This window comes from Mycobacterium sp. GA-1199, from assembly GCF_001500045.1.
Lineage (GTDB): Bacteria > Actinomycetota > Actinomycetes > Mycobacteriales > Mycobacteriaceae > Mycobacterium.
The window spans coordinates 1-11,720 of the sequence record NZ_LQIX01000032.1 but is presented as its reverse complement, the minus strand read 5'-3'; the positions used below and the strand labels follow the sequence as shown (position 1 = coordinate 11,720).

At 68.5% G+C, this 11,720-nt stretch carries 11 protein-coding genes and 1 pseudogene; 9 read left to right on the top strand and 3 right to left on the bottom strand.

The genetic code is table 11. The annotated features are described in order from the left end of the window. Positions 1-58: 58 nt before the first annotated feature. Positions 59-229: pseudogene (locus AU198_RS27050) on the bottom strand (cob(I)yrinic acid a,c-diamide adenosyltransferase); the annotation flags it as partial. On the opposite strand from AU198_RS27050, the gene AU198_RS18025 reads away from it, so the two are divergent. From AU198_RS18025 to AU198_RS18005, 5 genes are all read left to right on the top strand, one after another. Continuing rightward, positions 152-1,459: a cobyrinic acid a,c-diamide synthase CobB gene (locus AU198_RS18025; protein ID WP_502689302.1), complete on the top strand. Its 1,308-nt coding sequence runs from the start codon at positions 152-154 to the stop codon at positions 1,457-1,459. The pseudogene AU198_RS27050 and the gene AU198_RS18025 overlap by 78 nt on opposite strands. Continuing rightward, entirely contained in the window at positions 1,456-2,661 is a 1,206-nt protein-coding gene (cobA, locus tag AU198_RS18020) for a uroporphyrinogen-III C-methyltransferase (RefSeq protein ID WP_064349873.1), read from the top strand. The genes AU198_RS18025 and cobA overlap by 4 nt, the downstream gene beginning before the upstream one ends. A gap of 32 nt (positions 2,662-2,693) precedes the next feature. Continuing rightward, entirely contained in the window at positions 2,694-4,286 is a 1,593-nt protein-coding gene (locus tag AU198_RS18015) for an MFS transporter (RefSeq protein WP_064349871.1), read from the top strand. A gap of 293 nt (positions 4,287-4,579) precedes the next feature. Then, positions 4,580-6,097, top strand: a complete 1,518-nt coding sequence (locus AU198_RS18010; RefSeq protein ID WP_064349870.1) for an MFS transporter — start codon at positions 4,580-4,582, stop codon at positions 6,095-6,097. A gap of 27 nt (positions 6,098-6,124) precedes the next feature. Next, on the top strand, positions 6,125-7,867 hold the full coding sequence (locus AU198_RS18005; protein WP_064349868.1) for a proline--tRNA ligase: 1,743 nt from the start codon (positions 6,125-6,127) through the stop codon (positions 7,865-7,867). Between the two features lie 89 nt (positions 7,868-7,956). Here the strand turns inward: AU198_RS18005 and AU198_RS18000 are convergent, their stop codons facing one another. Together AU198_RS18000 and AU198_RS17995 are read right to left on the bottom strand one after the other, a co-directional pair. Then, on the bottom strand, positions 7,957-8,424 hold the full coding sequence (locus tag AU198_RS18000) for a ferritin-like domain-containing protein (RefSeq protein ID WP_064349866.1): 468 nt from the start codon (positions 8,422-8,424) through the stop codon (positions 7,957-7,959). After that, positions 8,421-8,930, bottom strand: coding sequence for a hypothetical protein (locus tag AU198_RS17995; protein ID WP_197416154.1), 510 nt, complete (start codon positions 8,928-8,930; stop codon positions 8,421-8,423). Before AU198_RS17995 ends, AU198_RS18000 begins: the two co-directional genes overlap by 4 nt. Before the next feature lie 133 nt (positions 8,931-9,063). Here AU198_RS17995 and rimP point away from each other — a divergent pair, with 133 nt between their 5' ends. From rimP to AU198_RS17975, 4 genes are all read left to right on the top strand, one after another. Then, positions 9,064-9,603, top strand: a complete 540-nt coding sequence (gene rimP / locus AU198_RS17990; protein WP_064349865.1) for a ribosome maturation factor RimP — start codon at positions 9,064-9,066, stop codon at positions 9,601-9,603. Further along, a complete protein-coding gene (gene nusA, locus AU198_RS17985; RefSeq protein ID WP_064349864.1) occupies positions 9,600-10,643 on the top strand; it encodes a transcription termination factor NusA in 1,044 nt (347 codons plus the stop codon). Before rimP ends, nusA begins: the two co-directional genes overlap by 4 nt. Before the next feature lie 77 nt (positions 10,644-10,720). After that, on the top strand, positions 10,721-11,113 hold the full coding sequence (locus AU198_RS25875; RefSeq protein ID WP_082691087.1) for a YlxR family protein: 393 nt from the start codon (positions 10,721-10,723) through the stop codon (positions 11,111-11,113). A 78-nt stretch (positions 11,114-11,191) separates the two neighbouring features. Then, positions 11,192-11,720, top strand: a 529-nt coding sequence (locus tag AU198_RS17975) for a translation initiation factor IF-2 N-terminal domain-containing protein (RefSeq protein ID WP_197416153.1), incomplete at its 3' end; no start/stop codon positions are given.

Below are 11,720 nucleotides of genomic sequence, written 5' to 3'. Positions count from 1 at the left end.
GCGTGTCGTGTGCAAACACGCACGCTCGCGGGGTCAGGGCGAGTAGCGCGAAGGAGGGTCACCACTCGATGCCCTTCTGGCCCTTGCGGCCGACGTCCATCGGGTGCTTGACCTTGGTCATCTCGGTGACCAGATCCGCGGCATCGAGCAACTGCTGCGGGCCGTCGCGCCGTTCAAGGTCGGCCCCGACTACATCGACCCCGGTTATCACGCGCTGGCGTCGCTGCGGCCCGGTCGCAACCTCGACCCCGTCCTGATGGGCGAGCACCTGATCGGCCCGCTGTACCGACACGGCAGCGCCCGGGCCGACATCGCGGTGATCGAAGGCGTGATGGGCTTGTTCGACGGGCGCATCACCGAGGAGTCGCGCGGCAACGCGTTCGGATCCACCGCACACGTCGCCGCGCTGCTCGGTGCGCCGGTCGTCATGGTCGTCGACGCACGCGGACAGAGTCACAGCATCGCGGCCCTGCTGCACGGCTTTTCGACGTTCGACTCATCGGTTCGCGTGGCGGGGGTGATCCTCAACCGCGTCGGCTCACTGCGACACGAGGAGGTGTTGCGTCAGGCCTGTGAACACGCCGGCATCCCGGTCTTCGGCTCGATTCCGCGCAGCGACGAATTGTCCGTCCCCTCAAGGCATCTGGGCCTGGTCACCGCAGTCGAACACGGGGACAGGGCGCGCGAAGCGGTGGAGGCGATGACCACGCTCGTCGGCCGCCATGTCGATCTGGTGGGGATCGCGGCGTTGGCCGACAGCCGGGTGATGGACGACCCCTGGGACGCCGAGGAGATGACGCCGGTCGGCGGAAACGCTACGGTGGCGCTGGCGTCGGGCAGGGCGTTCAGCTTCGGCTACGCCGAACATCGCGAGGTCCTCACCGCTGCGGGTGCCGAGGTCGTCGAGTTCGACCCGCTGACCGACCCGTTGCCACCGGGCGCCGACGCCCTCGTCGTACCCGGCGGTTTCCCGGAGGAGTTCGTCGCCGAACTCTCGGCCAACGAGGTCGCGCGCACGCAGATCAGGCAACTCGCGGCATCGGGGGCACCCGTGCACGCCGAGTGCGCGGGGTTGACCTACCTCGTCGACGATCTCGACGGTCATCCGATGTGTGGGGTGATCGCCGGCTCGGCGACGTTCACCGACCGCCTCACACTTGGCTACCGAGAAGCCGTCGTGGTGGCCGACTCGCCGTTGCACTCGATCGGCGACCGAATGATGGGGCACGAATTTCACCGCACCGCAGTCACTTTCAAAGACGACTACGAGCCGGCGTGGATCTTCACCGGCCACGCGATCGGTCGAAGGAGGGACGGTGTCGTGGACGGCGCCGTACATGCCGGCTATCTGCACACCCACCCCGCTGCCCACCCGCGCGCGATCAGCCGCTTCGTGGCGGTGGCCGCAACCTCTAAGCTCGCGCCGATGAGTTCGCGCGAACAGGATCCGGAGCAGTGACCGAGAACGCCTACCTCGTCGGTCTGCGCCTGACCGGCAGGAAGGTCGTCGTCGTCGGCGGCGGCAGCGTGGCGCAGCGTCGTTTGCCGCTCCTGGTGGCCAACGGCGCCGACGTGGTGGTGATCGCGCGCGAAGCCACGCCCGCGGTCGAGGCGATGGGCGGAATCACCCTGCAGCTACGCGAGTTTGCGCCGGGCGACCTCGAGGACGCCTGGTACGCGATCGCGGCCACCGACGACCCGGCCGTCAACGCCGCCGTCGTCGCCGAAGCCGAGGACCGCCACATCTTCTGTGTGCGTGCGGACGTGGCCGTCGAGGGCACGGCCGTCACCCCGGCATCCTTCGAGTACGAAGGGCTGTCGGTCGGTGTGCTCGCCGGCGGTGAGCACCGCCGCTCAGCGGCGATCAGGTCGGCGATCCGCGAGGCCATGCAGCGCGGGCTCATCGCACCCGACAGTTCGGCGACCACCGACGTAGTGCACGGCGGCGTCGCGCTCGTGGGCGGGGGACCAGGCGACCCCGAGTTGATCACCGTTCGCGGTCGCCGGCTGTTGGCGCATGCCGACGTCGTCGTTGCCGACCGGCTAGCGCCGCAGGAACTGTTGGCCGAGATGCCACCGCATGTCGAGGTCATCGACGCGTCGAAGATCCCGTACGGCCGCGCCATGGCTCAGGACGCGATCAACGGCCTGCTGATCGACCGCGCGAAGGCGGGCAAGTTCGTCGTGCGACTCAAGGGTGGGGACCCGTTCGTGTTCGCGCGCGGATACGAAGAGGTGCTCGCATGCGCCGAGGCGGGCATCCCGGTCACCGTCGTACCGGGTGTGACCAGTGCCATAGGGGTTCCCGCGCTCGCCGGCGTGCCCGTCACCCACCGCCACGTCACGCACGAATTCGTCGTGGTCAGCGGGCATGTCGCGCCCGGGCATCCCGAATCGTTAGTGAATTGGAATGCCTTGGCCGCGCTCTCCGGCACGATCGTGTTGCTGATGGCGGTTGAACGCATCGAACTGTTCGCCACGGCTCTTTTGGAAGGCGGACGACCTGCGGATACGCCGGTTCTGGTGGTTCAGCACGGCACGACAGCCGCGCAACGGACTTTGCGCGCGACGCTCGCCGATGTGGCAGAACGCATCCGGGAGGACGGAATTCGGCCCCCCGCGATCATCGTCATCGGGCCCGTCGCCGCCTTCGGCGGATAAAGGATTCTTAAGATTACTGTAAGGTAACCCGTATGACGGCTCTCAATGACGCAGAGCGTGCTGCCATGCGCCGTGACGCCGAGGGCGGGGCAAATCGAGCGGTTCCACCCCATTCCCAGAAGACCTCTATTCGGTCTGCGCTCGGGCAAACCGGCAGGTCCGCGACGTGGCTTCCGTCGCCGAGGTTCATCGCGGCGGTCATCGCGATCGGCGGTATGCAGCTCCTCGCGACCATGGACAGCACGATCGCGATCGTCGCGCTTCCTAAGATCCAGGACGAGCTGAGCCTCTCCGACGCCGGTCGCAGCTGGGTGATCACCGCCTACGTGCTGACCTTCGGTGGGTTGATGCTGCTGGGCGGGCGACTCGGCGACACGATCGGCCGCAAGCGCACCTTCATCGTCGGCGTGGCGCTGTTCACCATCGCCTCGATCCTGTGTGGCCTCGCGTGGAACGAGGCGACGCTGGTGGTCGCTCGCCTGCTGCAGGGCGTCGGCGCGGCGATCGCGTCACCCACCGCACTGGCGCTGATCGCGACGACGTTCCCGAAGGGTCCGGCCCGCAACGCGGCCACCGCGATCTTCGCCGCGATGACCGGTATCGGTTCGGTGATGGGCCTGATCGTCGGCGGAGCGCTGACCGAGGTGTCGTGGCGCTGGGCGTTCCTGATTAACGTGCCGATCGGCTTGGTGATGATCCACCTGGCCCGCAAGACGTTGCGGGAGACGAACCGCGAACGGCTCAAGCTGGACGCTGCGGGTGCGATCCTGGCCACGCTCGGCTGTACCGCGGCGGTGTTCGGGTTCTCGATGGGTCCCGAACAGGGCTGGCTGTCGCCGATCACGCTGGGTTCGGGTCTCGCCGCGTGCGCCGCTTTCCTGGCGTTCCTCTACGTCGAGCGCACCGCGGCCAACCCCGTCATGCCGTTCGACCTGTTCAAGGACCGCAACCGGGTGGCGACCTTTGCCGCGGTGTTCCTGGCCGGCGGCGTGATGTTCACGCTGACCGTGCTGATCGGGCTGTACGTGCAGGACATCATGGGCTACAGCCCGCTGCGGGCAGGCATCGGATTCATTCCATTCGTGATCGCACTCGGGATCGGACTCGGGCTCTCGTCGCAGCTGGTGCAGATGTTCCCGCCGCGGATGCTGGTCATCGCCGGCGGCGTGCTGGTGCTGGGCGCGATGATCTACGGCTCCACGCTCGACGCGAACATCCCGTACTTCCCGAACCTGGTGCTGCCGATCACCGTCGGCGGGCTGGGCATCGGAATGATCGTGGTGCCGCTGATGCTGTCGGCGATCGCCGGGGTGGGCTTCGACCAGATCGGTCCGGTGTCGGCCATCGCGCTGATGCTGCAGAACCTCGGCGGGCCCGTCGTGCTGGCCATCATCCAGGCCGTGATCACGTCGCGGACGCTGTATCTGGGTGGCACGACCGGCCCCGTCAACGACATGAGCGCCGCGCAGTTGCACGCTCTCGACCAGGGCTACACGTACGGGCTGCTGTGGGTGGCCGCAGTCGCGGTGATGGTCGGGATCGCGTCGCTGTTCATCGGCTACAGCGCGTCGCAGGTTGCGCATGCCCAGGAAGTCAAGGACGCGATCGACGCCGGAGAGCTTTAGCTCGACATCCAACTCCGGAGAGCTTTAGCTCGACATCCAACTCCGGAGAGCTTTAGCTCGACATCCAACTCCGGAGAGCTTTAGCTCGACATCGGTCTGTCGAGAGCTTTAGCTCGCGATCGAACGCCGGAGAGCTTTAGCTCGACATCCAACTCCGGAGAGCTTTAGCTCGACATCCAACTCCGGAGAGCTTTAGCTCGACATCCAACTCCGGAGAGCTTTAGCTCGACATCGGTCTGTCGCATCCGCCGCGACCGACTACACCGAAATCGCACTCGGTAGGGTGGCCTTCCATGTCTGCCGTCGGTGGTTCCTCCGAGTCGACGGACCGACCCGTGCCGCCCGCGGCGCTGCCGCTCGCGAAGTCGGTTCTGGGCCCGGCGATCATCGCGATCACCGGCATGCAGCTGATGTCGACGCTCGACGGCACCATCGTGATCGTGGCGCTGCCCCGGATGCAGGCCGACCTCGGCCTCACCGACGCCAGCAAGAGCTGGGTGATCACCGCCTACGTGCTGGCTTTCGGGGGCCTGCTGCTGCTCGGTGGCCGCGTCGGCGACGCGATCGGTCACAAACGGGCGTTCCTCTCCGGCGTCGGGGTCTTCACGATCGCGTCGCTGGTGTGCGGTCTGGCCACCGATCCCGCCACGCTGATCGTGGCGCGCGCGGTGCAGGGCACCGGGGCGGCGGTGGCCGCACCGACGGGGCTTGCGCTGATCGCGACGACGTACGCGGTCGGCCAGGCGCGTAACCGGGCGTTGGCGATATCGGCGGCCATGCAGGGGATCGGTTCGGTGCTCGGCCTGGTGCTCGGTGGCGCATTGACGGTGATCTCCTGGCGGTTGGCGTTTCTGATCAACGTGCCGATCGGCATCGCGATCATCACCATCGCGGTCCTCAAACTCGCCGAAACACACCACGAGCGACTCAAACTCGACGTCACCGGTGCGCTGCTCGCCACGGCGGGCTGCTCGTCGGCGGTGCTCGTCTTCACCCAGGGCCCGCCGCGCGGATGGCTCGACCCGCTGGTCATCGGCGCCGCCGTCGCGTCGGCGATCTTCTTCATCAGCTTCCTGCTCGTCGAACGAAACGCCCAGCACCCGATCGTGCCGTTCTCGGTGTTCGACAACCGCAACCGGGTCATGACGTTCATCGCGCTGTTCCTGGCCGGTGGCGTCCTGCTGACGCTGACCGTGATGATCGGGCTGCTGGTGCAGGACGTCCTGGGCTACTCGGCGCTGGAGGCGGGCATCTGCTTCATCCCGTTCGCGCTGGCCTTCGGGGTGGGCACCGCAGTGGCCGCCCGGCTCGCTCCGCACGTCGCGCCGCGCTGGCTGATCCTCGGCGGCGGCCTGTTCGTCCTCGGCGCGATGCTCTACGGGTCGACGCTGGACCGCAGCATCCCGTACTTCCCGGACCTGTTCGCGCCGATCGTGGTCGGCGGCTTCGGCATCGGCGCCATCGCGGTGATCCTGCCGCTGTGCGCGATCGCCGGAGTGGGCCCCGGCGAGATCGGTCCGGTGTCGTCGATCACGCTGATGGTGCAGAACCTCGGCGGCCCCTTGGTGCTCGTCGTCATCCAAGCGGTGCAGACGTCGCGCACGCTGTACCTGGGCGGGACCACCGGACCGGTCAAGGACATGACGCCGGCCCAGCTCGACGCGCTCGGCTACGGCTACACCTATTCGCTGCTGTGGGTCGCCGGTGTCGCGGTGTTGGTCGGTGTCGCCGCGTTCTTCATCGGCTTCTCGTCCCGTCAGATCGCCTCCGCCCAGCACACCAAGGAAGCCGTGGAGGCCGGCGAGCTGTAGCTCGGGCGGTCAGTAAGGTTGTCGCCTGTGATCACCCGCATGTCGGAGCTGTTCCTGCGCACCCTGCGCGACGACCCAGCCGACGCCGAAGTGCCCAGCCACAAACTGCTGATCCGCGCGGGCTACGTCCGGCCGGTCGGTCCCGGGCTCTACAGCTGGCTGCCGCTGGGGCTGCGGGTGCTGCGCAACATCGAACGGGTGGTCCGCGAGGAGATGACCGCGATCGGCGGGCAGGAGATCCTGTTCCCCGCGCTGCTGCCCAAGGCGCCCTACGAGACGACGAACCGCTGGACCGAGTACGGCGACAGCGTGTTTCGGCTACAGGACCGTCGCCGCAACGACTACATGCTCGGCCCGACCCACGAAGAGTTCTTCACCCTGACGGTGAAGGGGGAGTACAGCAGCTACAAGGACTTCCCGCTGCTGCTGTTCCAAATCCAGACCAAATACCGCGACGAGGCGCGCCCGCGCGCGGGGATCCTGCGCGGCCGTGAGTTCGTCATGAAGGACTCGTACTCGTTCGACGTCGACGACGACGGGCTGCGAACGCAGTACCTGGCCCACCGCGACGCCTACCGGCGCATCTTCGACCGGCTGGGCGTCCGCTACGTCATCGTCTCCGCCGTCTCGGGTGCGATGGGCGGCAGCGCGTCCGAGGAGTTTTTGGCCGAGAGCGAGATCGGCGAAGACACGTTCGTGCGCTGTCTGGAATCCGGTTACGCCGCCAACGTCGAAGCGGTGACCACCGCCGCCCCGGCCCCGCTGCCGCTCGACGGCCAGCCCGAGGCCAAGGTCTACGACACCCCGGGCACCCCGACGATCGCCACGCTGGTCGACTGGGCCAACGCGACGCTCGACCGCACCGTCACCGCCGCCGACACCCTGAAGAACGTGATACTCAAGACCCGCGTGCCCGGCGGCGAGTGGGAGCTGCTGGGCATCGGTGTGCCCGGTGATCGGGAGGTCGACGACAAACGGTTGGGAGCTGCGCTCGAACCGGCCGAGTATGCGCTGCTCGACGACAGCGACTTCGCCAGGTATCCGTTCCTCGCCAAGGGGTACATCGGCCCGAAAGCGCTGCTGGCCAACGGGGTTCGCTATCTGCTCGATCCCCGGGTGGTCGACGGAACGTCTTGGATCACCGGCGCCGACGAACCCGGCAAGCACGTCGTCGACCTGGTGGCGGGCCGCGACTTCGTCGCCGACGGCACCATCGAGGCCGCCGAGGTGCGCGACGGCGACCCGTCGCCGGACGGAGCGGGGGCGCTGGTGAGCGCGCGCGGTATCGAGATCGGCCACATCTTCCAGCTGGGCCGCAAGTACACCGACGCGTTCGAGGTCGACGTGCTCGGTGAAAACGGCAAACCGGTGCGGTTGACCATGGGCTCCTACGGCATCGGGGTGTCGCGGCTGGTCGCTGTCATCGCCGAACAACACCACGACGAGCTCGGTCTGCGCTGGCCGGCGGAGGTGTCACCGTTCGACGTCCACCTCGTCATCGCGAACAAGGACGCCGCGGCACGGGCCGGGGCCGAAGACCTGGCCGGCGAGCTGGATCGACGCGGGATCGACGTGCTGCTGGACGACCGCACCGCGTCGCCGGGAGTGAAGTTCAAGGATGCCGAGCTGCTGGGGGTGCCGTGGCTGGTGGTGGTCGGCCGCGGCTGGGCCGACGGCGTCGTCGAGCTGCGCAACCGGTTCACCGGGGAGACCCGCGAGATCGCCGTCGACGGTGCGGCCGACGAGATCGTCGCCGCCCTGCGGTCCTAGCGCGGACCCTACGTCCTGGCGCGAACGTGGGTTACCCGCACGCTCGAGGCGCCCGGAGCGTGACATGAGCCCACACTGGCGGTGAGAAGCTACTCACTTCCGCCCGGGAACGGGACCGTCACCGGCGTCGTGCCCAGCAGTCGGCTCCACCGCGCCGCCCGCACCGCACACTGCGTCAGCGCCTCGACGCCGAAGGCCCGCTCCTTTTCGGAGGTGGCCTGCTCGACGACCGCACGCCACGCGACGGCCGCGTCCTCTTCCATCCGCAGCGCGAGTTGAGCGGCGTCGGCGGGGGTCCTGACCTCCATCGGCAGCTGATAGCCCGCCGCGGGCAGGGGGCCGGCGATCGACCGGTCCTCCAGCATCTGCAGCCCGATCTCGCGGCGTTCGCGGTGCTCGGCCATGGACTTCGACACCAGCGTGTTGTCCTCGGGCGCCGAACGCGCCGACACGATGCCGTAGCCGTAGATGGTCGCGTGTTCGGTGGCGATCGCGTCATAGAGCGCGCCGTCCGCGGCATCCGACGGCCGCGTCGGGGTGGGCTCCGCCGAGGTCATCGCGGCTTCTCCGGTTCGGCGAGGGCGACCTCGTACGCGGCGGTGCACGCCGCGGCGATCGAGGCGACGAGCCCGGCGCGGTAGCCCGAGAGCTTGGCCGCGAGCTCGGCGGCGCTCGAGGCCGAAACCCGCAGCGCGTTGGCGGCGTCCTTGACGGTGGGCGGTTTCGCCGGCTCTGCGGTCGTGCTGGTCGGTGTCGACGTGGGTGCCTCGTCGCCGCGCAACCGGACCAACTCGTCGGACAGCGCCTGGGCATGGGCGGCGCGTTCGGCGGCTACCGCCGTCAACGCCTCCGCGACGGCCCCGCGCTCGTTGCCCGCCGCATCGGTGGCCAGTTGGCTGTCGGCGCGGGCCCGGTCGAGTTGAGCAGCGAGTTCGTCGACCTCGGGCGGTGGGGGCGGTGAGCCGCAGGCTGCCGCGGTCGCGCCCAGCAGGGCCAATGCCGCGGCCGAGACCAACGCGCGTCTCCTGCTGATGGTCGGCGGGGAGCTCGGCACGGACAACATCTTGCCATTGCGCTCTGTTCGCATCGGTGTTCGTTTGGCGTTTACCGCGGCGGCGCTGGCGTATCGTGGAGTGTCGGTTCCAAGGTTTGTCGCCCGGGATCGAGTCCGGACAACTCAAGACGAGGAGCTCGCCGTGACGGAGCATTCTGCGGGATTGCCGTCGCAGAACGAGGTGATCGAGCTACTCGACGGCGAGTTCGCGCGCGCGGGTTACGAAATCGAGGACGTGATCGTCGACCCGGCCGCGCGTCCGCCGCGCATCACGGTGGTGGCCGACGGGGACGACGGCCTCGACCTCGCTTCGATCGCCCAGCTGTCCCGTACCGCCTCCGCGCTGCTCGACGCCCTCGACGCGCGATCCGCGCCGTATGTCCTCGAGGTCACCTCTCCGGGTGTGGACCGCCCGCTGACCGCAGAGAAGCACTACCGGCGAGCGCGCGGCCGCAAGGTCGAACTGACGCTGTCCGACGGCTCACAACTGACCGGTAGGCTCGGCGAAACCCGCGACGGTGTGGTGCGTTTGGTGGTGCGGGCCGGCCGGCAGGCCAACTTCTCGGTCCGGGAGTTGCCCTTGGATGGCATCTCGAAAGCTGTTGTGCAAGTTGAATTCTCGCCTCCCAATCCGCGAGAGCTGGAGCTGGTCGGCCAATCTGGGAAGGAGGCGTCGGCGTGAATATCGACATGGCCGCGCTACACGCCATCGAGGTCGACCGCGGAATTCCGGTGGGCGAGCTCGTCGAGACCATCAAATCCGCACTGCTGACCGCATATCGACACACCGAGGGCCACGCCGCCGAGGCGCGCATCGAGATCGACCGCAAGACCGGTGAGGTCAAGGTCATCGCGTCCGAGGTCGACGAGGACGGCAACACGATCACCGAATGGGAAGACACCCCAGAAGGATTCGGCCGCGTCGCCGCGACGACCGCGCGCCAGGTGATGTTGCAGAGATTCCGCGACGCCGAGAACGAGAAGACCTACGGCGAGTTCTCCGCCCGCGAGGGCGACATCGTGGGCGGGGTGATCCAGCGTGATGCGCGGGCCAACGCCCGGGGCCTCGTCGTGGTCCGGATGGGCAGTGAGACCAAGGGTTCTGAGGGCGTCATCCCCGCCGCCGAGCAGGTGCCCGGCGAACGCTACGAACACGGCGACCGGTTGCGCTGCTATGTCGTGGGCGTCAGCCGCGGCGCGCGGGAACCGCTGATCACGCTGTCGCGCACACACCCGAACCTGGTGCGCAAGCTGTTCTCGCTGGAGGTGCCCGAAATCGCCGAGGGCTCGGTCGAGATCGTGGCGGTCGCTCGGGAGGCCGGTCACCGCTCGAAGATCGCGGTGGCCTCGCGGGTGCCGGGGTTGAACGCCAAGGGCGCCTGCATCGGGCCGATGGGTCAGCGGGTGCGCAACGTGATGAGCGAGCTGTCGGGCGAGAAGATCGACATCATCGACTACGACCCCGATCCGGCGAAGTTCGTCGCCAACGCGCTCTCACCGGCCAAGGTGGTCTCGGTGACGGTCATCGACGAGGCCGCACGCGCGGCCCGCGTCGTCGTACCCGATTTCCAGCTGTCACTGGCCATCGGCAAGGAGGGGCAGAACGCCCGGCTGGCGGCCCGGCTCACCGGTTGGCGCATCGACATCCGTAGCGACGCGCCGCCGGCGGGCGCCGGCGAGCCCGATCAGGGCGCGGCACGCGGTGTCGTGGGGGACCGGTAAGCGCCGGCCGGCGCACGCGTCCACGCCGAGCAGCGCAGCCATTTCAAATACCGGCGGACGTGACGGTAGACTCACCTGTGATCCAGCGCGAGACTTCGGCTTCGGCGCAACGACGCAGCCCCGACGATCCTGTCGGACCGGTGCGGACCTGCGTTGGTTGCCGAAAACGAGAGCTGGCCGTCGAACTGCTTCGGGTGGTCGCTGTCGGCAACGTCGATGGGGCTGGGAATTCTCTCGGCACCGTCACCGTTGACCCGGCGAGAAAGCTGCCGGGGCGGGGTGCGTGGCTGCATCCCACTCCTCAGTGCCTCGAGGCGGCGATTCGTCGGCGAGCGTTCGGTCGAGCGTTGCGCATCACCGGTTCACCGGACGTATCCGCGGTGATCGAGTATGTCGGCACGTCAAGCAGTGCCGACCCGCCCGACCCCTCGGCAACAGAACAGGTAGCGAAGAACATGAGCACACCGTGAAGTCCCGATGACCATGCGTCATAGCTAACCCGAGGCGCGGCGCCTACCACCGCTGACGCCTCTAGAGATGGAGATGTAGTGGCAGGTAAGGCCCGTGTACACGAGTTGGCCAAGGAACTCGGTGTCACCAGTAAGGAAGTTCTCGCTCGTCTGAGCGAACAGGGCGAATTCGTCAAATCCGCGTCCTCCACCGTGGAGGCCCCGGTCGCGCGCCGGTTGCGCGAATCCTTCGGCGGCGGCAAGAAGGCTGCCGAGAAGGTCAAATCCGATGGCAACGGTTCGGCGGCTGCCTCGTCGACCGCTGCGCCCGCCGCGCCTGCCAAGAGCGCCGCTCCGACGGAGCCCGCGAAGGCACCCGCGCCCAAGCCTGCGGCACCGGCCGCCGAGGCTCCGTCCGTCGCGCCTCCCGCGGCGGCCGCCCCGCCGGCTACCCCCGCCGCGCCGCCCACCCGCCCGGGCCCGACGCCCGGACCGCGGCCGGGTCCCACGCCGGGTGCGCCGAAGCCCGCGCCACGCGTGCCCCGCGTCGGCAACAACCCGTTCTCCTCTCAGCAGCCGGTCGACCGGCCGATGCCGCGTCCCCAAGGCCCCCGGCCCGGACCCGGTG

Bases quoted from the DNA above. Each gene is read 5' to 3' on its own strand.
- AU198_RS18015 (WP_064349871.1), top strand. From the start codon at position 2,694: ATGACGGCTCTCAATGACGCAGAGCGTGCTGCCATGCGCCGTGACGCC.
- AU198_RS18010 (WP_064349870.1), top strand. From the start codon at position 4,580: ATGTCTGCCGTCGGTGGTTCCTCCGAGTCGACGGACCGACCCGTGCCG.
- AU198_RS18000 (WP_064349866.1), bottom strand. From the start codon at position 8,424: ATGACCTCGGCGGAGCCCACCCCGACGCGGCCGTCGGATGCCGCGGAC.
- AU198_RS17995 (WP_197416154.1), bottom strand. From the start codon at position 8,930: ATGTTGTCCGTGCCGAGCTCCCCGCCGACCATCAGCAGGAGACGCGCG.